Origin of the sequence: Geodermatophilus amargosae, from assembly GCF_041028265.1 — a bacterium.
Taxonomy (GTDB): Bacteria; Actinomycetota; Actinomycetes; order Mycobacteriales; family Geodermatophilaceae; genus Geodermatophilus; species Geodermatophilus amargosae_A.
In genome coordinates this window covers 71723-92942 of record NZ_JABGCW010000010.1, presented here as the reverse complement: position 1 = coordinate 92942, position 21220 = coordinate 71723, and the positions used below count along the sequence as shown (strand labels likewise).

Genomic DNA, 21220 nt, shown 5'->3' with positions numbered 1-21220 from the left:
TCCGGTCCGTGACACATCTCTCGGAGATCGGCTGGTCGCCCGACCGACTCGAGCACCTCCCTCCCGGAACGGCCCCCGGACGGGTGGTGCGGGTCGACCGCGGCCGCCTCAGCGTGCTCACCGCCGACGGCGAACGGCGGGTGCACCCGGCCGCCGGGCTGTACGACCCCGACGGCGTCGCGGCCCCCGCGGTCGGTGACTGGGTGGCGCTGCGCGGGGAGCTGGCCGTCGCGCTGCTGCCGCGCACCTCGGCGTTCACCCGCACCGTGGCCGGCCGGACGTCGGCCGCGCAGGTCGTGGCCGCCAACCTCGACCTCGTGCTCGTCGTCGACGCGCTGGCCGGCCCGACGCGCGCGCGACGGGTCGAGCGGTACCTCGCCGTGGCGTGGGGGAGCGGGGCGACCCCGGTCGTCGTCCTCACCAAGGCCGACCTCTGCGACGACGTCGCCGCGGCCGTGGCCGAGGTGGCCGAGGACGCCCTCGGCGTCGAGGTGCTGGCCGTGAGCGCGCGCACCGGCGAGGGCCTGGACGCCGTGCGCGCGCTGCTCGGCCCGGGACGGACGGCGGCGATGGTCGGCCCCTCCGGCGTCGGGAAGTCCTCGCTGGCCAACGCGCTGGCCGGGCGGGAGGTGGCGCCCACCCAGGACGTCCGGGAGGCCGACGGGCGCGGGCGGCACACCACCACCTCGCGCGAGCTGCACCTGCTGCCCGGCGGGGGCCTGCTGGTGGACACCCCCGGGATGCGCGAGCTGGGTCTCTACGACGACGAGGGCGTGGACACCGCCTACGCCGACGTCGCCGAGCTGGCCACGGAGTGCCGGTTCCGCGACTGCGCGCACCGCACCGAGCCCGGCTGCGCCGTCGCGGCGGCGATCGACGACGGCCGGCTCGACCCCGCCCGCCTGCGGGGCTGGCGCAAGCTGCAGGCCGAGGCGCACCGCCAGCTGCTGCGGGCCGACGCGCGCGCCCGCGCCGCCGAGCACCAGCGGGCCAAGGCCGTGTTCCGCGCGTACCGCTCCCAGCCGAACCGGGTGCGGTAGTCGCCCGCTCGGTAGGGTCGCGCTCCGTGCGTGTGCTCGTGATCGGCTCCGGAGCCCGGGAGCACGCCCTGTGCGTCGCTCTGACGTCCGACCCCGCGGTGACCGCGCTGGCCTGCGCGCCGGGCAACGCCGGCACGCGGACGGTCGCCGAGCCGCACGCGGTCGACGTCGCCGACCCGGTGGCGATCGCCGCGCTGGCGACCGCCTGGGGCGCCGACCTCGTCGTCGTCGGGCCCGAGGTGCCCCTGGTCGCCGGAGCCGCCGACGCCGTCCGCGACGCCGGCATCGCCTGCTTCGGCCCCTCGGCGCAGGCCGCGCAGATCGAGGGCAGCAAGTCCTTCGCCAAGCACGTCATGGCCGCTGCGGGGGTGCCGACCGCGCGCGCCTGGCCGGTCGGGGGGCCCGCCGAGCTGGAGACGGCGCTCGACGAGGCGGGTGCGCCCCACGTCGTCAAGGACGACGGGCTGGCCGCCGGCAAGGGCGTCGTCGTCACGACCGACCGGGACGCCGCCGTCGCCCACGGCCACCGGGTGCTCGATGCCGGCGGGGCGGTGCTGGTCGAGGAGTTCCTCGACGGCCCGGAGGTCTCGCTGTTCGCCGTCACCGACGGGACGACGGTGCTGCCGCTGCTGCCCGCGCAGGACGCCAAGCGCCGCGACGACGGCGACGCCGGCCCCAACACCGGCGGGATGGGCGCCTACGCGCCCCTGCCCTGGGCGCCGCCCGGCCTGGTCGACGAGGTGCTCGCGACCGTGCTGCAGCCGACCGTCGACGAGATGCGCCGCCGCGGCGAGCCGTTCAGCGGGCTGCTCTACGCCGGTCTGGCGCTGACCTCCCGCGGGGTGCGGGTGGTCGAGTTCAACGCGCGCTTCGGCGACCCGGAGACCCAGGTCGTGCTCCCGCTGCTGGAGACGCCGCTGGCCGGGCTGCTGCACGCCGCGGCCACCGGGACGCTGGCCGACCACCCACCGCTGACCTGGCGCGACGGTGCCGCGGTGACCGTGGTCGTCGCGGCGTCCGGCTATCCGGAGGCGCCGCGCACCGGCGACCCGGTGACCGGTGCGGACGGGCCCGGCGTGCTGCACGCGGGCACCGCCGTGGGCGCGGACGGAACGGTCCGCTCCGCCGGGGGGAGGGTGCTCGCGGTCACCGCCACGGGCGACGACCTGGCCGCCGCCCGCCTGGCGGCCTACGAGCGGGTGGCCGCCGTCCGGGTGGCCGGCGCCCACTGGCGCAGCGACATCGCCCTGGCCGCCGTCGAGGGCCGCGTCGTCGCTCCCTAGGCGCGTACCCCGACCGCCGGGCGGGCCCGTTCGGGCCGCGGTTCGGGTGGTCGCGGGCCGTCGTGCCGCCGGGACAGGTAGGTGCCGGCCACGTTGGCGCAGGCCACCACCGGCACCGCGATGAGCGCGCCGAAGATCCCGGCGATGAGCAGGCCGGCGGCGATCGCCAGCACCACGGCGAGCGGGTGCACGTGCACCGCCTTGCCCAGCAGCAGCGGCTGCAGGACGTGCCCCTCGAGCTGCATGACCAGGACGACGATCGCCAGCGCGATGAGCGCGGTGATCGGGCCCTTGGTCACCAGCGCCACCAGCACGGCGACCGACCCGGCGAGGAACGACCCGATGATCGGGATGAACGCGCCGAGGAAGACCAGCGCGGCCAGCGGGATGACCAGCTGCACGCCGAGGATCGCCAGGCCCACGCCGATGCCGATCGCGTCGACCAGGGCGACCGCGACGGTGGCCCGCACGTAGGAGATCAGCGTGCGCCACGAGCGGCGGGCGGCCTCGTCGAGGTAGGCGCGGGCGTCGCGCGGGAACAGCCCGACCAGCCACAGCCAGATGGACCGGCCGTCCTTCAGGAAGAAGAACAGCGTGAACAGCGCCAGGACGATGCCGGTGAACACCTCGCCCACGGTGGTCGCGGTGGTGATCGCGCCGGACGCGAGCGTGTCCTGGTTGGCGACGAGCGCGTCCTGGGCGGCGGTGACCGCCTCGTCGATCTGCCGCTGGGTGACCGGGAAGGTGTCGACGGCGAAGTCGCGGATCTGGTCGAGGCCCTGGCTGACCTGGTCGGCGAGGTCGGAGAAGCCGGCGCTGATCTGCTGGATGACGAGCGTGATGATCCCGGCGACCACCGCCAGCCCGACCAGGAGCATCGCGAAGGCGGCCAGCGACCGGGGCCAGCCGTGCCGGATGAGGGCCGCCGCGCCCGGCTGCAGCAGGGCCGACAGCAGCAGCGCCACGAACACCGGGACGACGACGACGGCGACGTAGGCGGCCAGGTAGAGCAGCACGTAGAGGCCGGCGAGGACGGCGATGAGCCGCCACGAGTACGCCGCGGCCGTACGCAGCGCGCTCGGCACCGAGGAGTCGCCGTGCGGCGGCTCGCGGCCGGGACCGAGCAGCCGGCGGCCGCGCTCGACGGCCCGCTGCGGGCGCCCGCCCTCGGGTGGACCGCTCACCCCGCCGGGCCCGAGCGGCCCGTCGAGGTCGGGGGCGCCCGGCTCGGGGCTGCCGAGGGGCGGGTCGTCGTCGGCGGGCGTCTCGACCGGGTCGACGTCGGCCTCGTCGTCGTGCACGAGGATCGCGCGGTCGTCGTCACGCTCGGGCCAGGCGTGGGGGTCGCGCTCGCTCGCGGCCCGGATGCGCTCCCGCGCCCGGGCGACCAGGTGGTTGGCCTGCCGCAGCATCGCCGGTCCTCCCGCATCCGTAGGGGGCGTGTTCGATCACGCTAGCGCTGCGGGAGGATGACGCCGTGCTGCGACAATCTCCGCGGGGACGAGCTGACCAGGTGCGGGCGGTACCCGCGTGATCGACCGCTACACGCTCCCCGAGATGGGCCGGGTCTGGGGCGACGAGCACAAGTACGAGCTCTGGTGCCGGGTGGAGACCCTCGTGCTCGAGGCGCACGCCGCCGCCGGGCGGGTGCCCGCGGACGTCGTGGAGCCGGTGCGCGCCGCCCCGCCGCCGACCGCGGCCCGCGTCGCGGAGATCGAGGAGACGACGCAGCACGACGTCATCGCCTTCCTCACCGCCTGGGCCGACAACACCGAGCCCCGGTCGGCCGCGGCCTACGTGCACCACGGCATGACGTCGTCGGACCTGCTCGACACCGCGCTCGCCGTGCAGCTCACCGAGGCCACCGACGTGCTGCTGGCCAAGGCCGACCGCCTGGTGGCCGCGCTGCGCGACCACGGGCTGGCGCACCGCTCGACGCTGAAGGTGGGCCGCACGCACGGCGTGCACGCCGAGCCGGTCGTGTGGGGGCACAGGGTCGCCGACCTGGCCTTCGCGGCGGCCCGGTCCCGCGACCGGCTGCGGGCCGCGCGGGAGCGCGTCGGCGTCGTCGCCATCTCCGGCGCCGTCGGTACCTACTCGCTCATCGACCCCTCGGTGGAGGTCGCCGTCGCGCAGGCGCTGGACCTGCGGCCGGCCGAGGCGTCCACGCAGGTCGTGCTGCGCGACTCGATCAGCGAGTGGGTCGCGGCGCTGGCCGTCCTCGCCACCGTGTGCGAGGCGGTCGCCCTCGAGGTGCGGCACGGGCAGCGCACCGAGGTGCGGGAGCTGTCGGAGGCCTTCGGCTCCGGCCAGAAGGGCTCCAGCGCCATGCCGCACAAGAAGAACCCGATCCGCTCGGAGCGGATCGCCGGGCTCGCGCGGGTGGTGCGCGCCGCCGTCGTCCCGGTGATGGAGGGCATCCCGCTGTGGCACGAGCGGGACATCTCGCACTCGTCCACCGAGCGGGTGTTCCTCCCCGACGCCGCGATCACCACCGACTACCTGCTGCACCTCACCGCCGGCCTGGTGGAGAACCTGGTGGTCGACGTGGAGCGGATGCGCGCCAACCTCGACCTCACCGGCGGGCTGATCTACACCTCCGCCGTCCTGCTGGAGCTGGTCGAGTCCGGGCTCTCGCGGGAGGACGCCTACGCCCTCGTGCAGGGCGCGGCGATGGAGACCTGGAACTCCGGCACGCCGTTCCGGTCCACGCTGCGCTCCCGTGCCGCCGGCTCCGGGATCGCCCTCGACGAGGCGCGGCTGGACGAGATCTGCCGGCCCGAGGGCTACGTGCGCGCGCTGGGCCCGCTGTTCGACCGGCTGGCCGCGCTGTCGTGAACCCCGACCTGCCCCTCGTCGCGCGCGGCAAGGTGCGCGAGGTCTACGACGCCGGGGACGGCCGGCTGCTGCTCGTGGCCTCGGACCGCATCTCGGCCTACGACGCCGTGCTGCCGACACCGATCCCGGACAAGGGGCGGGTGCTCACCGCGCTGTCGGTGTGGTGGTTCGCCCAGCTGACGCCGGTGCTGGCCGCGTTCGGCGCCACCCACCACCTGGTGTCGGCCACGGAGGTGCCCGCTGCCGTGGCCGGGAGGGCCATGCTGGTGCGGCGGCTGGAGATGCTGCCGGTGGAGTGCGTGGCCCGCGGCTACCTCGCGGGCTCGGGGACGGCGGAGTACCGGCGGTCCGGCTCGATCCGCGACGTCGCGCTCCCCCCGGGGCTGGTCGAGGGGGCGCGGCTGCCGTCGCCGGTGTTCACGCCCTCGACCAAGGCCGCGGCCGGGGAGCACGACGAGGCGATCGACTTCGCGCGCGTGGAGGCGCTGGTGGGCGCTCCCCGGGCCGCCGAGCTCCGCGCGCTGACGCTGGCGCTCTACCGGCGGGGCGCGGAGGTCGCGGCGGAGGCGGGCATCCTGCTGGCCGACACCAAGGTCGAGTTCGGGCTGGCCCCCGACGGTGGGCTGGTGCTCGGCGACGAGGTGCTGACGCCCGACTCGTCGCGGTTCTGGCCGGCGTCGTCGTGGGCGCCGGGTGCGCCCCAGCCCTCGTTCGACAAGCAGTACGTCCGCGACTGGCTGACCTCCTCGGGCTGGGACCGCGTCTCGCCGCCGCCCGAGCTGCCCGACGACGTCGTCGCCGCCACCCGCGAGCGCTACGTCGCCGCCTACGAGCAGCTCACCGGCCACCCCTTCACCTGACCGCCCGCCCCGTTCCCGTCGAGATCACGTGATCTCGTACGCGCCGGGCGCCCTTGCCGTACGAGATCGCGCGATCTCGACCGAGCTGTGGACGGCGCGAGCGGGCGAGCACGTCCAGGCGGCAAGGTGCCGCGGTGCGCAGACGACGCCCGGGGCTCATCTCAGGACCGACGACGAGGGCCGGAGCCCGGGCCGCGGGGCTGAACGACCGCCACCTCCGCCATCCCGCCCTGCAGCGTCTGTCCCGGGACACGTACCTGCCGCGGGCGCTGGCCGACGACGTCGGCGCGCGACTCGCCGCCGTGCTGCTCACCGCACCGCCCACCGCGGTCGCGAGCCACCTGACCGCAGCTGCCACGTGGGGCCTCGAGGTCCCGCTGCAGGACCGCGACGACCGCCGGATCGACCTCACCGTGCCCGGCAGGACGCGGTCGGAGAGCCGCCGAGACCGCCGCATCCACCGACTGCCGCTCGAGGACGACGACGTGACGAACCGCTGGGCCCAGCCGGTCACCTCACCCGCCCGTACCTGGCGGGACCTCGCGGGGGTGCTCGAGCCGGCGGCGCTGCTCGCGGTCACCGACCAACTGGTGGCACGGCACTGCTCGCCCTCCGAGCTCGAGCGACAGCTGGGAGGGCGCCCGACGGGGCGTGGCTCAGCACGGGCGCGCGCCGTCCTGCCGCTGGCCGACCCGCGTGCGGAGTCACCGTTGGAGTCGGTCCTGCGTTGGCTCGTGCACCGAGCAGGGCTGCCGCGACCGGAACTGCAGGTCGACATCCGCGACGGCAGCGGGTTCGTGGGGCGAGCCGACATGGCGTGGCCGGACCGCAGGGTGCTGGTCGAGTTCGACGGTGACGGGCACAGGGATCGCGACGTCTTGGTGCAGGACCTGCGCAGGCAGAACCGGCTCGTCGCCGCCGGCTGGACGGTGCTCCGCTTCACCTCGGCAGACGTGCTCGGCCGTCCGGACGACGTCGTCGCGGCGATCAGCGCGGCCCTGCGCTGACGAGATCCCGTGATCTCGCACGCGAGCGGCGGCCTAGCCGTACGAGATCACGGGATCTCGACCGGTTCCGCGGACCGGGACGGGCGTGGAGCGGGGGACCGGTAGGCTCGGGAGCCGTGCCGCAGGTGGTCGTCGACGTCGTCCTCAAGCCGGAGATCTCCGACCCCCAGGGGCAGGCGGTGCTCGGCGCACTCGGCCGGCTGGGCCACACCCAGGTCACCGGCGTCCGCCAGGGCAAGCACTTCGTCCTCGACGTCGAGGGCACGCCGGACGAGGCAGCGCTCAAGGAGATCGCCGAGACGCTGCTGGCCAACCCGGTCATCGAGGACGTCGAGCTGCACCTCCCGGAGGCCTGAGCCGTGCGCATCGGGGTCATCACCTTCCCGGGCTCCCTGGACGACGTCGACGCCGCCCGCGCGGTGCGCCTCGCCGGAGCCGAGCCCGTCACCCTCTGGCACGCCGACCACGACCTGCGGGCCGTCGACGCCGTCGTCCTGCCCGGCGGCTTCTCCTACGGCGACTACCTGCGCGCCGGTGCCATCGCGGCGCGGGCGCCGATGATGCGCGACGTCGTCGACCGTGCGCGGCAGGGCATGCCGGTCCTCGGCATCTGCAACGGCTTCCAGGTGCTCTGCGAGGCCGGCCTGCTGCCCGGCGCGCTCACCCGCAACAGCCACCTGCACTTCCGCAACCGCGACCAGCGGCTGCGCATCGAGCGCGCGGACACCGCCTGGACCTCGGCGTACACGTCCGGCCAGGAGGTCGTCGTCCCGGTCAAGAACGGCGAGGGGCGCTACGTCGCCTCCCCGGCCGAGCTCGAGCGGCTCGAGGGCGAGGGCCGGGTGGCCGTGCGCTACGTGGGCGGCAACCCCAACGGCAGCCTGCGCGACGTCGCCGGCGTCACCAGCGAGGACGGCCGGGTCGTCGGGCTCATGCCGCACCCCGAGCACGCCGTCGAGGACCTCACCGGGCCTTCCACCGACGGGCTCGGCTTCTTCACCAGCGTCCTGACGGGGGTCGTCGCGGCATGAGCGTCGACACCGTCGAGCTCGCCGCGAGGACCCCCGACGACGCCCAGCCCTGGGCCGAGCTCGGCCTCAAGAGCGACGAGTACGCCCGGATCCGCGACATCCTCGGCCGCCGGCCCACCACCGCCGAGCTGGCCATGTACTCGGTCATGTGGAGCGAGCACTGCTCCTACAAGAGCTCGAAGGTGCACCTGCGCCGCTTCGGGGACCTCCCGCCCAGCGAGCACCTGCTGGTCGGCATCGGCGAGAACGCCGGCGTGGTCGACGTCGGCGACGGCTACGCGGTCACCTTCAAGGTCGAGAGCCACAACCACCCGAGCTACGTCGAGCCCTACCAGGGCGCGGCCACCGGCGTCGGCGGCATCGTCCGCGACATCCTCACGATGGGCGCCCGCCCGGTCGCCGTCATGGACTCGCTGCGCTTCGGCCGCGCCGACGCCGCCGACACCGCGCGCGTGCTGCCCGGCGTCGTGGCCGGCGTCGGCGGCTACGGCAACTGCCTGGGCCTGCCCAACATCGGCGGCGAGCTGCTGTTCGACGAGTGCTACGCCGGCAACCCGCTGGTCAACGCGCTGTGCGTCGGCGTGATGAGGCACGAGGACGTGCGGCTGGCCAAGGCCGAGGGCGTGGGCAACAAGGTCGTCCTGTTCGGCGCCCGCACCGGCGGCGACGGCATCGGCGGCGTGAGCGTCCTGGCCAGCGAGACCTTCGATGCCGAGGGCCCGGCCAAGCGCCCCAGCGTGCAGGTCGGCGACCCGTTCACCGAGAAGCTGCTGATCGAGGCGTGCCTGGAGATCTTCGCCCAGGACCTCGTCACCGGGATCCAGGACCTCGGCGGCGCCGGGCTGTCCTGCGCGACGTCGGAGCTGGCCAGCGCCGGCACCGGCGGCATGCACGTCGACCTCGACCGCGTCCCGCTGCGGGACAGCACCCTGACGCCGGCCGAGATCCTGATGAGCGAGTCGCAGGAGCGCATGTGCGCGATCGTCGAGCCGGGCAAGGTCGAGGCATTCCTCGCCGTCTGCCGCAGGTGGGACGTGCTGGCCACCGTCATCGGTGAGGTCACCGCCGGCGACCGGCTGACCGTCGACTGGCACGGCGAGCGGATCGTCGACGTCCCGCCGCGGACCGTGGCGCACGAGGGCCCGGTGTACGAGCGGCCGATGCGGCGCCCCGCCGACCTGGACGCCCTGCAGGCCGACGACCCGGCGGCGCTGCCCCGCCCGGCGACGCCGGAGCAGCTGACCGCGCAGTGGCTGGCCGTCCTCGCCAGCCCCGACGGCGCGGACAAGACCTGGGTGACCGAGCAGTACGACCGCTACGTGCGCGGCAACACCGTGCTCGCCCAGCCCGACGACGCCGGTGTGGTCCGCATCGACGAGGCCTCGCACCGCGGCATCGCCCTGGCCCTCGACGGCAACGCCCGCTTCGCCCGGCTCGACCCCTACGCCGGCGCGCAGCTCAACCTGGCCGAGGCGTACCGCAACGTCGCCGTCACCGGCGCCCGGCCGCTGGCGGTCACCAACTGCCTGAACTTCGGTTCCCCGGAGGAGCCCGAGGTCATGTGGCAGTTCGCCGAGGCCGTGCGCGGCCTGGCCGACGCCTGCCGCGACCTCGGCCTGCCGGTCACCGGCGGCAACGTGAGCCTCTACAACCAGACCGGCGACGTCGCGATCAACCCGACCCCGGTGATCGGCGTCCTCGGCGTGCACGACGACGTCCGCGACCGCGTGCCCACCGGCTGGCGAGCCGCGGGGGAGACGGTGCTGCTGCTCGGCGAGACGCGGCCGGAGTTCGGCGGGTCGGCCTGGGCGTCGGTCGTGCACGGCCACCTGGGCGGACGCCCGCCCGCCGTCGACCTGCAGGCCGAGCGCGCGCTGGGCGAGCTGCTCGGCGCGCTCGGCCGCGAGGGCCTGGTCACCTCCGCGCACGACCTCGCCGACGGCGGCCTGGCGCAGGCGCTGGCCGAGTCGGCGCTGCGCTACGGCACCGGCGCCACGCTGCGGCTCGCCGACGACCCGTTCCCCGCGCTGTTCAGCGAGTCCGGCGCCCGCGCCGTCGTCACCACGACCGACCCGGAGGCGGTGCGGACGACGGCCGAGTGGGCCGGCGTCGCGGTCACCGAGCTCGGCACCACCGGCGGCGACGTCCTCGCCGTCGCCGGCGTGGGGGAGCTGCCGCTGGCCGAGCTCCGGGCGGCCTGGACGGCCACCCTGCCGGCGCTGTTCGGCACGCCGGAGGCCACGGTCGGCAGCGTCCCGGCGGGCGCCGTCCCGACCAGCTGATGGCCGCGCAGCAGCCGATCCCCGCCGAGGAGCTGCGCGCCGCCGTCGACGCCGTCCGCTCCTGGCTGGCGGGCGACGCCGAGCAGCCCGCGCGGTCGGTGCTCGGCGCGGCGGTGAAGGCCAGCACGCGGTGGCTCGCGCAGCAGGTGCCCGGCCGGTCGGTGGAGCTGCGGGTGCCGCCGCACGTCGCCGTCCAGCTCGTGCCCGGCCCGCGGCACACCCGCGGCACGCCGCCGAACGTCGTCGAGACCGACGCCGCCACCTGGCTGCGGCTGGCGACGGGGGAGCTGACCTGGACCGAGGCCGTCGCCGCGGGCCGGGTCAGCGCGAGCGGCAGCCGCGCCGACCTCTCCGACCACCTGCCGCTGCGACCCCTGAGGAGCCCTTAGCGCTACCAGGGCCCCCCAGGGGGGCCATTAGCGCTACAAGGGCCCCCCAGGGCGGTGCTCAGCCGGTGAAGAGAGAGGTCGCGGTCTTGACCGTCTGGAACAGGCCGTAGGCCAGTGGGACGCCGACCAGCGTCCAGGCGAAGGCGATCAGCGCCGCGGGGGTGTGCACGGGCTGCTGCCCGTTCGGCGAGGAGTCCTGCGAGACGGACGTGCTCATCGGACGGCGCTCCGTTCGGGGGTCGAGGGGGCGGTGCCGGCGGCGTCGCGGTGCGGCTCGTGCCACTTGCTGGCGACCGGGCGCACGAGCAGGTTCGCGACGAACCCGACGGCGAGCAGGCCGACCATGATGAACAGCGCCGGCCGGTAGTTGGCCGCGACCAGCGACCCCGGCTCGCCCTGGGTGTCCAGGACGCTGTTGACGATCAGCGGCCCGGCGACGCCCGCCGCCGACCAGGCGGTGAGCAGCCGGCCGTGGATGGCGCCGACCTGGTAGGTGCCGAACAGGTCGCGCAGGTAGGCCGGGACGGTGGCGAACCCGCCGCCGTAGAACGAGATGATCACCGCGGCGAGCAGCACGAACAGCCAGGTGGCGGAGCTGCCGATGGTGGCCAGCGCGACGTAGAGGACCAGGCCCACGCCGAGGTAGACCATGTAGATCGGCTTGCGGCCGATGTAGTCCGACGTGGTGGACCAGACGAACCGGCCGGCCATGTTGAACAGCGACAGCACGCCGACGAAGCCGGCGGCGGCCGTCACGGCGACGGTCGAGGTCTCCCCGTTGCGGAAGAAGTCCTGGATCATCGGCGCGGCCTGCTCGAGGATCCCGATGCCGGCCGTGACGTTGCAGAAGAGCACCGTCCACAGCAGCCAGAACTGCGGCGTCTTGACGGCGTTCTTCGCCGAGACGCTCTCGGAGGTGACCAGCGCCTTCTGCTTGACCGTCGAGGGGTCGAAGCCCGCCGGCCGCCAGCCCTCGGCCGGCACGCGCACGATGAACGCGCCGAACATCATGAAGACCAGGTAGACCGCGGCCAGCGTGAAGAACAGCGCCGAGACGGCACCGCCGCTCGGGACCGTGCCGGCCACCGCGGGGTCGTACTCCGGGTCGTACCAGTTCATCAGCTGGCGGGACAGCGGCGAGGCGATGAGCGCGCCACCGCCGAAGCCCATGATCGCCATGCCGGTGGCCAGGCCCGGGCGGTCGGGGAACCACTTGATCAGCGTGGAGACCGGCGAGATGTAGCCGATGCCCAGGCCGATGCCGCCGATGACGCCGTAACCGAGGTAGAGCAGCCACAGCTGCCGGGTCTCGATCCCCACCCCGCCGACGACGAAGCCGGTGACCCAGAAGCAGGCCGCGGTGAACATCGCCGCGCGCGGGCCGTTGCGGTCCACCCACGTGCCGAACAGCGCTGCCGAGAGACCCAGCATGACGATGGCGATCGAGAAGACGATGCCGATCGCCGTCTGCGAGGTGCCGAAGTCCTCGACGAGAGCGGTCTTGTAGACGCTGGTGGCGTAGGCCTGCCCGATGCACAGGTGCACCGCCAGGGCGGCCGGCGGGATGAGCCACCGGTTGAAGCCGGGGCGGGCGACGATGCGCTCACGCCGCAGGAAGCCGGGTAGCGCCACGGGCGACCTCCGGGACGGGGACCGGGCGGACCGGTCGTCAGTGGGCTGAGTCACGGAGGAAGGTACGGGCGGGATGCCGTTCCCGCGCGGCGAACGTGACCGGATCGTTGCGCGGCATCCTGTCCCGCGCCATCGACGGGTTCCCGCTGAGCGGCAGCGCGACATCGGCCGGGTCCCGCTCGGAGCCATAGGCTCGGCGCCATGGCCTACGAGGTGAGGGGCGTCGTCGCCCGCAGCAAGGGAGCACCGGTCAGCGTCGAGACGATCCTGGTGCCCGACCCCGGCCCGGGTGAGGCCGTCGTCGACGTGGCGGCCTGCGGGGTCTGCCACACCGACCTGCACTACCGCGAGGGCGGCATCAACGACGAGTTCCCGTTCCTGCTCGGCCACGAGGCCGCCGGGACCGTGGCGGCCGTGGGTGAGGGCGTCACCAACGTGGCCGTCGGGGACTTCGTCGTCCTCAACTGGCGGGCGGTGTGCGGGCAGTGCCGCGCCTGCCTCAAGGGGCAGCCGCACTACTGCTTCGCCACCCACAACGCCGCGCAGAAGATGACCCTGGCCGACGGCACCGAGCTGTCCCCGGCGCTGGGCATCGGCGCGTTCGCCGAGAAGACGCTGGTCCACTCCGGCCAGTGCACCAAGGTCGACCCGGCCGCCCCGGCCACCGCCGCCGGGCTGCTCGGCTGCGGCGTCATGGCCGGCGTCGGCGCGGCGGTCAACACCGGCGCGGTGCAGCGCGGTGAGTCCGTCGCCGTCTTCGGCTGCGGCGGGGTCGGTGACGCCGCGATCGCCGGCGCCAGGCTCGCCGGTGCCACCACGATCGTCGCCGTCGACGTCGACGACCGGAAGCTGGAGTGGGCCAAGCAGTTCGGCGCCACCCACACCGTCAACAGCAGGGACGCCGACGCCGTCGAGGCCATCAAGGGCCACACGAACGGCTTCGGCGTCGACGTCGCCATCGACGCCGTCGGCCGCCCGGAGGTCTTCGAGCAGGCGTTCTACGCCCGCGACCTGGCCGGACGCGTGGTCCTCGTCGGCGTCCCGACGCCGGACATGCAGCTCACCCTGCCGATGATCGAGCTGTTCGGCCGCGGCGGTGCGCTGAAGTCCTCCTGGTACGGCGACTGCCTGCCCTCCCGCGACTTCCCGATGCTGGTCGACCTCTACCGGCAGGGCCGCTTCCCGCTCGAGGACTTCGTCAGCGAGACCGTCGGCCTGGACGACGTCGAGGCCGCGTTCGAGAAGATGCACGGGGGCGAGGTCCTGCGCTCCGTGGTCGTCCTCTGATGACCGCCCGCATCGAGAAGGCCGTCGTCTCCGGGGTGTTCAGCCTCGACGGGCAGGACTTCGACGTCGACAACAACGTCTGGCTCGTCGGCGACGACGACGAGGTGCTGGTCATCGACGCCCCGCACCGCGTGGACCCGATCGTCGAGGCGATCGGCGGGCGGACGGTGACGGCGATCGTGCTCACCCACGGGCACAACGACCACGTCACCGCCGCCGTCGACCTGCGCGAGGCCACCGGCGCGCCCGTGTGGATGCACCCGGCCGACCGGATGCTGTGGGAGATGGTCCATCCGGACGCCCTGCCGGACCAGGCGCTGGCCGGGGGCACCCGCTTCAGGGTCGCGGGGACGTCACTGACGGCGCTGCACACGCCCGGTCACTCGCCGGGCAGCACCTGCCTGCACGCGCCCGACCTGGCCGCCGTCTTCACCGGCGACACGCTGTTCCACGGCGGCCCCGGCGCCACCGGCCGCTCGTTCAGCGACAAGCCGACGATCCTGAACTCGATCCGCAGCAAGCTGCTGAGCCTGCACGGGGACACGGTCGTGCACACCGGTCACGGTGAGGACACCCGCATCTCCGCGGAGATCGGCTCCGTCAGCTGAGGGGCCGCCGGCCGGGGCTCACCCCCGGTCGGCGTCCTCCCCGGTCGCGTCCCCGGTCGCGTCCCCGGTCGAGTGCTCGGCGCGGGGGCGGGCCTCCGGCGTCGTCGTGCGCTCCAGGCGCTGACGGATGGCGGCGACGTTGAGCGCGAGGTCCTCGAGCGCCTCGACGGCACGCGTGGCGAGGGCGAACGTGAGGTTCTCGCGCCGCTCCTCGGGGCTGGGCTCGCGGCGGCGCTCGCGGGTGGCCGAACCCCGGTCGGTCGCCCCCGCCCAGGGCTCGTCGTCGCCCCGCGACGGGTCGAACAGCCCGCGCAGCATCTTCTGCGCCATCTCGATGAAGTCGTTCGGGTCGGGCCGGTCGGCAGACATGTCGGATCCTCTCGACGTACCGGGTGTCCAACGTGCCCTACCCCGGTCCGGGTTCCGGCAGGCACGGGCACCGTGCGGTGACGACTGGCCGGGGTGGCGGGCGCCACCCCGGCACGGATGCGGAGCGCCGGTACGCTCGGCGGTGTGCCTCGCGGTGACGGACGGCTGACGCACGCCCTCGACCCCTCTGCTCCCGGTCCCCAGGACGCCTGTGGCGTCTTCGGTGTCTGGGCGCCGGGGGAGGAGGTCGCCAAGCTGACCTACTTCGGCCTGTACGCCCTCCAGCACCGCGGTCAGGAGGCAGCGGGCATCGCGGTGTCCGACGGCTCGTCGGTCGTCGTCTACAAGGACCTCGGCCTGGTCAGCCAGGTGTTCGACGAGTCCACGCTGGGCAGCCTGCGCGGTCACCTCGCCGTCGGCCACACCCGGTACTCGACCACCGGCGCCTCCACCTGGGAGAACGCGCAGCCGACGTTCCGCACCACCGACGCCGGCACCGGCCTGGCGCTGTGCCACAACGGCAACCTGGTCAACACCCAGGAGCTGGCCAGCCGCGCCGCCGACGCCGGCGTGCCCGGGGCGTTCACCGCCACCACCGACTCCGACCTGGTGACGGCGCTCATCGCCGCGCGCCCCGACGTGAGCGTCGAGGCCGCCGCGATGGAGGTGCTGCCGCAGCTGCGCGGCGCCTTCAGCTTCACCTTCATGGACGAGAGCACCCTCTACGCGGCGCGCGACCCGCAGGGCGTCCGCCCGCTGGTGCTGGGCCGGCTCGAGCGCGGCTGGGTGGTCGCCAGCGAGACCGCGGCCCTCGACATCGTCGGCGCCTCCGTCGTCCGCGAGGTCGAGCCCGGCGAGCTGCTGGCCATCGACGAGAACGGCCTGCGCAGCCAGCACTTCGCTCCGGCCGAGCCGAAGGGCTGCGTCTTCGAGTACGTGTACCTCGCCCGCCCCGACACCACGATCGGCGGCCGCGGCGTGCACGCCGCCCGCGTCGAGATCGGGCGGCGGCTGGCGAAGGAGCACCCCGCCGACGCCGACCTGGTCATCCCGGTGCCGGAGTCCGGCACGCCGGCCGCCGTCGGGTACGCCGAGGCCTCCGGCATCCCCTACGGCCTGGGCCTGGTGAAGAACTCCTACGTCGGCCGCACCTTCATCCAGCCGTCGCAGACCATCCGCCAGCTGGGCATCCGGCTCAAGCTCAACCCGCTGCGCGACGTCATCCGCGGCAAGCGGCTCGTCGTCGTCGACGACTCGATCGTGCGCGGCAACACCCAGCGTGCGCTGATCCGCATGCTGCGCGAGGCCGGCGCCCTGGAGGTGCACGTCCGGATCTCCAGCCCGCCGGTGAAGTGGCCGTGCTTCTACGGCATCGACTTCGCCAGCCGCGCCGAGCTGGTCGCCAACGGCCTCGACGTCGACGGCGTGCGCGCCTCGATCAACGCCGACTCGCTGGGCTACGTCTCCGAGCAGGGCCTGATCGCCGCCACCGAGCAGCCGGCCACCCGGCTGTGCACCGCCTGCTTCACCGGCGAGTACCCGATCCCGCTCGGCGAGGTCGGGGTGCTCGGCAAGCACGTGCTCGAGGGCGGTCTCCCCACCGGCGTGGCGCGCACGCCCATGCCGCGCGTCGACGAGGGGGAGCGGGCCGTGAGCGGCTGGACCGGCCAGCAGGCCGGCAGCCCGGCCCTGCCCGGCGGCGCCGACGACGCGCTCCGGCGTCCGTGAGCCGGTCGTCGGGAGGCACGGGCGAGTTCACCTACGCCGCGTCCGGCGTCGACATCGACGCCGGTGAGCGCGCCGTCACCCTCATGCGGACGGCGGTCGAGCGCACCCGCCGGCCGGAGGTGGTCGGCGGCCTCGGTGGCTTCGCGGGGTTGTTCGCGCTCGACACCGCCCGCTACCGGCGCCCGCTGCTCGCCTCGTCCACCGACGGCGTCGGCACCAAGATCGCCCTCGCCCGTCAGCTCGACCGGCACGACACCGTGGGCGTCGACCTGGTCGCGATGGTCGTCGACGACCTGGTGGCCTGCGGCGCGGAGCCGCTGTTCCTGCAGGACTACGTGGCCGTCGGCAAGGTCGTGCCCGAGCGGGTCGCCGCGATCGTCACCGGCATCGCGGCCGGCTGCGAGCAGGCGGGAGCCGCCCTCGTCGGCGGGGAGACCGCCGAGCACGGCGACCTCATGGACGCCGACGAGTACGACCTGGCCGCCACCGCCGTCGGCGTCGTGGAGGCCGACGCGGTGCTCGGCCCGGAGCGCGTCCGCGACGGCGACGTCGTCGTGGCCATGGCCTCCAGCGGGTTCCACTCCAACGGCTACTCGCTGGTGCGCCGCGTGGTGTCCGCCGCCGGGCTGGACCTGGCCGCCACTCCTGCCGGGCTGGGCCGCCCGCTCGGCGAGGTGCTCCTCGAGCCGACCCGCATCTACGCGCTCGACTGCCTGGCGCTGGTGGCGGAGCACGGCGTCGACGGCGTGCACGCGTTCGCGCACATCACCGGCGGCGGCCTGGCGGGCAACACCGCACGGGTGCTCCCCGACGGGCTGCAGGCCGTGCTCGACCGCGGCACCTGGGCGCTCCCCGCGGCGGTGTCGCTGCTCGAGGAGCACGGCGTGCCCCGCGAGGAGTCCGAGCGCGCGTTCAACTGCGGCGTCGGCATGGTCGCCGTCGTCGCCCCCGAGGCCGCCGAGGCGGCGGTGCGCCTGCTGACCGGCCGCGGCGTGCCGGCCTGGGTGGCGGGCACCGTCGCGGGCGGGGACACCGGCGCACGGCTGGTGGGCACCTACCGCTGAGCACGCCGGGCACCGCCGCCCCTCGCGGGACGGCGGTGCCTTCCACTCGCGTGCTCAGAGGACCGGCGGTGAGCCGACCGTCAGCGACTGGCCGCCCAGTCGTCCTCGGCGTCGTCGTCCGCCCAACGGTCGGCGTACTCGTCGTCGTCCTCGTCGTCGTCCTTGGCCGCCGGAGCGGTGTAGGACGGAGTAGAACCCGCCAGCTCGCGCTGAAGCGCGGACAGGTCGGTGTTCGGTGAGCTGTACTTGAGCTCACGGGCCACGCGTGTCTGCTTGGCCTTCGCTCGGCCGCGCCCCATCGGCTCGACCCCCTCATAACGGAGAACGGGAGCCCAGCTCACGGGCTGGACGGCCCGCGTGGCGACCCCGACTGAGTGACTGTGTCTTGAGCAAGACTACGACACGGATGGACCACCGGCACGGGTCTCCCCCCGCCGTCCCCCGAGCGGGGTCGTGCTACGGGGCACACCAGGCCCCGTAGCGGGTCAGCGGGGCAGGCGGATGGTGGCCAGCCGGCCCACCGAGGCGATGCGCTCCTCGGCCAGCCGGTCGGCGGCCACGGCGGGGGAGACGCCCTCGGTCGCGGCGGTCTCGAACACCCGCAGGGCGACGTCGAAGATGCCGGCCGCCTTGGCCTCGGCGCGGGCGAAGGAGAAGCCGTGCCGCTCGTCCTCGACCTGGATGACGCCGCCGGCGTTCACCAGGTAGTCGGGGGCGTAGAGGATCCCGCGCGCGGTGAGCTGGTCGGTGACGCCCTCGTGGGCGAGCTGGTTGTTGGCGCCCCCGCAGACCACCTCGGCCTGCAGGACGGCGACCGTCGCGTCGTCGAGGGCCCCGCCGAGCGCGCAGGGTGCGTAGACGTCGGCCGGGCGGCGCACCAGCGCGGCGGTGTCGGCGACGGCCTCCACGCCGGGGTGACGGGCCCGGACCCGCTCGACGGCGGTGGGGTCGACGTCGGTGACGAGGACGTCGGCGCCGTCGGCCACCAGGCGGTCGACCAGCCAGCCGCCGACCTTCCCCACCCCGGCCACGGCCACGGTGCGGCCGGCGAGCGTCGGCTCGCCCCACCGGTGCTGGGCGGCGGCGCGCATGCCCTGGAAGACGCCGAACGCGGTGAGCACGGAGGAGTCCCCGCAGCCGCCGTACACCTCGGAGCGGCCGTGGGCGAAGCGGGTCTCCCGGGCGACGACGTCGAGGTCGGCGTTGGTGGTGCCCACGTCGCAGGCGGTCAGGTAGCGGCCGCCCAGGGCCTCGACGAAGCGCCCGTAGGCGCGCAGCCGCGCCTCGGTCTTGTCGGTGCGGGGGTCGCCGATCACCACGGCCTTGCCGCCGCCGAGGTCGAGCCCGGCCAGGCTGTTCTTGTAGGACATGGCCCGGGCCAGCCGGAGCGCGTCGGCGACGGCCTCGTCCTCGGTGGCGTAGGGGTGGAAGCGGGTGCCGCCCAGGGCCGGGCCCAGCGCCGTCGAGTGCACGGCGATGACCGCCCGCAGGCCCGAGGCCGGGTCGGAGCAGAAGACCACCTGTTCGGCACCGGATCCGAAGACGTCCACGGCTGCCGAGCCTAGAGCGCGCCGGAGTGGGCTCCGTCACCCCGGCAGAGCGGCGCCGGGGCTCAAGGAGGTGCAGCCTCGTGTCGACAAGTGGTGTGACGGATGTCGGTGACCGTGCCGCGGAGTCACGGTGTGACGTCCGTGCCGCGTGTTGCACGAGTGGCACGCGCCGACGGGGTGACGCTCTCTGCGTACCCCGCACCACCCTCTTCCCAGGGAGCGACCGATGCCGCAGTGCCGTCCCGCCCGGACCGGCCGTCGCCGGGGCGTGCGCGCCGTCCTGGCCGGCCTCCTCACCGGAGCGGTGCTGCTGGGCACCGCAGGGCCGGTACTGGCCGTGCCGGAGCCGCCGCCCAACCCGAGCGACGGCCAGATCGCCGACGCGCAGGCGACCCAGGAGGCCGCCGCGGCCGAGGTCGGCCGGCTGGCCGCCGAGGTGGCCGCCGCCGAGACCGAGCTCGAGCGGCTCGGCGTGCAGGCCGAGGCCGCCGGCACGGCCTTCCTCGCCGCTGAGGAGGCCCTCCTCCTGGCGCAGGCCGCCGCCGACCAGGCCGCCGCGGACCTGCAGGCCGCGGCCGACGCCGTCGACGCCGCGCTGCGCCGCATCGCCGGCTTCGCCCGCGAGAGCTACGTCGACGGCGCCGGCCTGAGCACCGCCGCCGCCCTGCTCGACTCCGCGGGTCCCGGCGAGCTGATCCAGCGGGCCGCGCTGCTGGAGTACGTCGGCGACACCCAGGTCGAGCTGCTCGAGGAGCTCGAGGTGGCCCGGGTCCGGCAGGCCAACGCCGAGTCCTCCGCGCGGGTCGCCCGTGACGCCGCCGCGGCGGCCGAGGACGAGGCGGCCGCCGCCAAGGCCGCGGCGGACGCCCAGGTGGCCGCCCAGCAGGGTGCCGTCGCCGCCGCGGAGGCGACCAAGGCCTCGCTCGACCAGCAGCTGCAGGCCGCGCAGATCCAGCTGTTGGAGCTGCAGGGCGCCCGCGACGCCTACCAGCAGTGGCAGGAGCAGAAGGCCGCCGAGGAGGCCGCTGCGGCCGCGGCCGCCGCCCGCGCCGCCGAGGAGGCCGCCGCCGCGGCTGCCGCCGCCCGCGCCGCGGCGTCGTCCGGGCGCGGTGCCGAGGGCGGGACCGCCGCCTCGGGCGGGTCGGGCTACGTCAAGCCGACCTCGGGGCGGACGTCGAGCTGCTTCGGCAACCGCTGGGGCCTCCTGCACGCCGGTGTGGACATCGCCGCGCCGATCGGGACGCCGATCTACGCCGCCACCTCCGGGGTCGTGGTGCGCACCGGCCCGGCCACCGGCTTCGGCACCGCCGTCTACATCCGCGGCAACGACGGCGCGATCACCGTCTACGGCCACGTCAACGCCGAGTACGTGAGCACGGGGGAGCGGGTCACCGCCGGCGAGCTGATCGCCGAGGTCGGCAACCGCGGTCAGTCCACCGGCCCGCACCTGCACTTCGAGGTGCACCCCGGCGGCGTCATGTACGGCGGTCAGGTCGACCCGGTGCCGTGGCTGCGCGCCCGCGGCGTCGCCATCAGCGGCTGCTGATGGAAGGACCCCCCTGCCCCCCACCGCTCGCACGCTCGCGGTGGGGCCCTGCAGGGGGGCCGAGTACGACGACGGCCCGCCCCCGACCGGGGAGCGGGCCGTCGTCGCGCGGAGCTCAGGTGGTGGGTGCCGCGGCGCCGCAGTTCTGCTCGGTGAACTGGGCGACGTTCGTGGCCTCGGGCCCCTGGGCGACCGTGAGGAACTGCTGGGCCGCGCCCTGCAGCTGCGTCTGACCGTCGGGGGTGGTCACGTCCACGGAGTTCGCCTGGTCGGAGAAGGCCTGGAGTGCGTCGCCCACGACCTGCCAGTCGCCGGCGATCTGTGCCGGCGGCTGGACGGTGTCGTAGGCGGCCGCCGCCTGCTGCAGCAGCCCGGGCAGCTGCTCCGGCGTGGCCGCGGTCAGCTGGTTGCCCAGTCCCTCGTACTGCGCGGCCTGGTCGCAGAACGCCGCCACGGCGGGGTCGTCATTCGCCGCCGACGACGAGCCGGACGAGGACGAGCCGGTGCTGGGCGCCGCCGAGCTGGAGGTGTCGGCGCTGGTGGACTCCGCGGTCTCCTCGCTGCCTGACCCGTTGCCGCCGCCGCAGGCCGTCAGGAGGACGGCGGCGGTCGCGGCCACGAGGGCGCAGCGGGACGGGGACGGGATGGATCGCATGCCGGGAGGCTAACCGCCGGGCGGGCGGCACGCGGCCGTGCGCGGCTACCG

The 21220-nt window shown here is 74.9% G+C and carries 21 protein-coding genes; 14 read left to right on the top strand and 7 right to left on the bottom strand.

The window, feature by feature from the left end; genetic code table 11:
* Positions 1 to 8: 8 nt before the first annotated feature.
* Together rsgA and purD are read left to right on the top strand one after the other, a co-directional pair.
* Entirely contained in the window at positions 9 to 1040 is a 1032-nt protein-coding gene (gene rsgA / locus HLV61_RS13495; RefSeq protein WP_369256214.1) for a ribosome small subunit-dependent GTPase A, read from the top strand.
* A 26-nt stretch (positions 1041 to 1066) separates the two neighbouring features.
* The gene (gene purD, locus HLV61_RS13490; RefSeq protein ID WP_369256212.1) at positions 1067 to 2323 is read left to right on the top strand and encodes a phosphoribosylamine--glycine ligase; all 1257 of its coding nucleotides are present in this window, start codon (positions 1067 to 1069) and stop codon (positions 2321 to 2323) included.
* On the opposite strand, the gene HLV61_RS13485 is transcribed toward purD, so the two are convergent.
* A complete protein-coding gene (locus HLV61_RS13485; protein ID WP_369256210.1) occupies positions 2320 to 3735 on the bottom strand; it encodes an AI-2E family transporter in 1416 nt (471 codons plus the stop codon). The two genes, purD and HLV61_RS13485, sit on opposite strands and share 4 nt — an antisense overlap.
* Before the next feature lie 118 nt (positions 3736 to 3853).
* Between HLV61_RS13485 and purB the strand changes: the two genes are divergently transcribed.
* From purB to HLV61_RS13450, 7 genes are all read left to right on the top strand, one after another.
* Entirely contained in the window at positions 3854 to 5161 is a 1308-nt protein-coding gene (gene purB / locus HLV61_RS13480; RefSeq protein ID WP_369256208.1) for an adenylosuccinate lyase, read from the top strand.
* Entirely contained in the window at positions 5158 to 6021 is an 864-nt protein-coding gene (locus tag HLV61_RS13475; protein ID WP_369256206.1) for a phosphoribosylaminoimidazolesuccinocarboxamide synthase, read from the top strand. Before purB ends, HLV61_RS13475 begins: the two co-directional genes overlap by 4 nt.
* A 134-nt stretch (positions 6022 to 6155) precedes the next feature.
* On the top strand, positions 6156 to 7028 hold the full coding sequence (locus HLV61_RS13470; protein ID WP_369256204.1) for a DUF559 domain-containing protein: 873 nt from the start codon (positions 6156 to 6158) through the stop codon (positions 7026 to 7028).
* Between the two features lie 116 nt (positions 7029 to 7144).
* Positions 7145 to 7384: a phosphoribosylformylglycinamidine synthase subunit PurS gene (gene purS / locus HLV61_RS13465; RefSeq protein ID WP_369256202.1), complete on the top strand. Its 240-nt coding sequence runs from the start codon at positions 7145 to 7147 to the stop codon at positions 7382 to 7384.
* A 3-nt stretch (positions 7385 to 7387) separates the two neighbouring features.
* Positions 7388 to 8059: a phosphoribosylformylglycinamidine synthase subunit PurQ gene (gene purQ, locus HLV61_RS13460; RefSeq protein ID WP_369256200.1), complete on the top strand. Its 672-nt coding sequence runs from the start codon at positions 7388 to 7390 to the stop codon at positions 8057 to 8059.
* Positions 8056 to 10341, top strand: a complete 2286-nt coding sequence (gene purL, locus HLV61_RS13455; RefSeq protein ID WP_369256198.1) for a phosphoribosylformylglycinamidine synthase subunit PurL — start codon at positions 8056 to 8058, stop codon at positions 10339 to 10341. Before purQ ends, purL begins: the two co-directional genes overlap by 4 nt.
* Positions 10341 to 10730, top strand: coding sequence for a sterol carrier family protein (locus HLV61_RS13450; RefSeq protein ID WP_369256196.1), 390 nt, complete (start codon positions 10341 to 10343; stop codon positions 10728 to 10730). The genes purL and HLV61_RS13450 overlap by 1 nt, the downstream gene beginning before the upstream one ends.
* Before the next feature lie 58 nt (positions 10731 to 10788).
* Here HLV61_RS13450 and HLV61_RS13445 read toward each other — a convergent pair whose 3' ends face one another.
* Positions 10789 to 10947, bottom strand: coding sequence for an MFS transporter small subunit (locus HLV61_RS13445; RefSeq protein ID WP_369256194.1), 159 nt, complete (start codon positions 10945 to 10947; stop codon positions 10789 to 10791).
* On the bottom strand, positions 10944 to 12362 hold the full coding sequence (locus tag HLV61_RS13440) for an L-lactate MFS transporter (RefSeq protein ID WP_369256192.1): 1419 nt from the start codon (positions 12360 to 12362) through the stop codon (positions 10944 to 10946). The genes HLV61_RS13445 and HLV61_RS13440 overlap by 4 nt, the downstream gene beginning before the upstream one ends.
* A gap of 201 nt (positions 12363 to 12563) precedes the next feature.
* Here HLV61_RS13440 and HLV61_RS13435 point away from each other — a divergent pair, with 201 nt between their 5' ends.
* Together HLV61_RS13435 and HLV61_RS13430 are read left to right on the top strand one after the other, a co-directional pair.
* Positions 12564 to 13649 carry an S-(hydroxymethyl)mycothiol dehydrogenase gene (locus HLV61_RS13435; RefSeq protein WP_369256190.1) on the top strand — a complete coding sequence of 362 codons (1086 nt, stop codon included), beginning with the start codon at positions 12564 to 12566 and terminating at the stop codon, positions 13647 to 13649.
* Positions 13649 to 14257: an MBL fold metallo-hydrolase gene (locus HLV61_RS13430; RefSeq protein WP_369256188.1), complete on the top strand. Its 609-nt coding sequence runs from the start codon at positions 13649 to 13651 to the stop codon at positions 14255 to 14257. The genes HLV61_RS13435 and HLV61_RS13430 overlap by 1 nt, the downstream gene beginning before the upstream one ends.
* 18 nt (positions 14258 to 14275) lie before the next feature.
* Here the strand turns inward: HLV61_RS13430 and HLV61_RS13425 are convergent, their stop codons facing one another.
* A complete protein-coding gene (locus HLV61_RS13425) occupies positions 14276 to 14626 on the bottom strand; it encodes a hypothetical protein (RefSeq protein WP_369256186.1) in 351 nt (116 codons plus the stop codon).
* Between the two features lie 144 nt (positions 14627 to 14770).
* On the opposite strand from HLV61_RS13425, the gene purF reads away from it, so the two are divergent.
* Positions 14771 to 16354 carry an amidophosphoribosyltransferase gene (purF, locus tag HLV61_RS13420; RefSeq protein ID WP_369256184.1) on the top strand — a complete coding sequence of 528 codons (1584 nt, stop codon included), beginning with the start codon at positions 14771 to 14773 and terminating at the stop codon, positions 16352 to 16354.
* Entirely contained in the window at positions 16351 to 17418 is a 1068-nt protein-coding gene (purM, locus tag HLV61_RS13415; RefSeq protein ID WP_369256182.1) for a phosphoribosylformylglycinamidine cyclo-ligase, read from the top strand. The genes purF and purM overlap by 4 nt, the downstream gene beginning before the upstream one ends.
* Before the next feature lie 80 nt (positions 17419 to 17498).
* Here the strand turns inward: purM and HLV61_RS13410 are convergent, their stop codons facing one another.
* Complete coding sequence (locus tag HLV61_RS13410) at positions 17499 to 17717, bottom strand: DUF3073 domain-containing protein (protein WP_093579136.1); 219 nt, start codon at positions 17715 to 17717, stop codon at positions 17499 to 17501.
* Between the two features lie 186 nt (positions 17718 to 17903).
* The gene (locus HLV61_RS13405) at positions 17904 to 18968 is read right to left on the bottom strand and encodes a Glu/Leu/Phe/Val family dehydrogenase (RefSeq protein ID WP_369256180.1); all 1065 of its coding nucleotides are present in this window, start codon (positions 18966 to 18968) and stop codon (positions 17904 to 17906) included.
* A gap of 226 nt (positions 18969 to 19194) precedes the next feature.
* Between HLV61_RS13405 and HLV61_RS13400 the strand changes: the two genes are divergently transcribed.
* The gene (locus HLV61_RS13400; RefSeq protein ID WP_369256178.1) at positions 19195 to 20514 is read left to right on the top strand and encodes a M23 family metallopeptidase; all 1320 of its coding nucleotides are present in this window, start codon (positions 19195 to 19197) and stop codon (positions 20512 to 20514) included.
* A gap of 115 nt (positions 20515 to 20629) precedes the next feature.
* On the opposite strand, the gene HLV61_RS13395 is transcribed toward HLV61_RS13400, so the two are convergent.
* Positions 20630 to 21169: a hypothetical protein gene (locus HLV61_RS13395; RefSeq protein WP_369256176.1), complete on the bottom strand. Its 540-nt coding sequence runs from the start codon at positions 21167 to 21169 to the stop codon at positions 20630 to 20632.
* Positions 21170 to 21220 lie beyond the last annotated feature (51 nt).

What these genes read in the sequence shown, in the direction of transcription:
- HLV61_RS13435 (WP_369256190.1), top strand. Translation starts at nt 12,564, where the DNA reads ATGGCCTACGAGGTGAGGGGCGTCGTCGCCCGCAGCAAGGGAGCACCG.
- HLV61_RS13485 (WP_369256210.1), bottom strand. Translation starts at nt 3,735, where the DNA reads ATGCTGCGGCAGGCCAACCACCTGGTCGCCCGGGCGCGGGAGCGCATC.
- HLV61_RS13445 (WP_369256194.1), bottom strand. Translation starts at nt 10,947, where the DNA reads ATGAGCACGTCCGTCTCGCAGGACTCCTCGCCGAACGGGCAGCAGCCC.
- HLV61_RS13450 (WP_369256196.1), top strand. Translation starts at nt 10,341, where the DNA reads ATGGCCGCGCAGCAGCCGATCCCCGCCGAGGAGCTGCGCGCCGCCGTC.
- HLV61_RS13425 (WP_369256186.1), bottom strand. Translation starts at nt 14,626, where the DNA reads ATGTCTGCCGACCGGCCCGACCCGAACGACTTCATCGAGATGGCGCAG.
- HLV61_RS13430 (WP_369256188.1), top strand. Translation starts at nt 13,649, where the DNA reads ATGACCGCCCGCATCGAGAAGGCCGTCGTCTCCGGGGTGTTCAGCCTC.
- HLV61_RS13400 (WP_369256178.1), top strand. Translation starts at nt 19,195, where the DNA reads ATGCCGCAGTGCCGTCCCGCCCGGACCGGCCGTCGCCGGGGCGTGCGC.
- HLV61_RS13395 (WP_369256176.1), bottom strand. Translation starts at nt 21,169, where the DNA reads ATGCGATCCATCCCGTCCCCGTCCCGCTGCGCCCTCGTGGCCGCGACC.
- HLV61_RS13410 (WP_093579136.1), bottom strand. Translation starts at nt 17,717, where the DNA reads ATGGGGCGCGGCCGAGCGAAGGCCAAGCAGACACGCGTGGCCCGTGAG.
- purL (WP_369256198.1), top strand. Translation starts at nt 8,056, where the DNA reads ATGAGCGTCGACACCGTCGAGCTCGCCGCGAGGACCCCCGACGACGCC.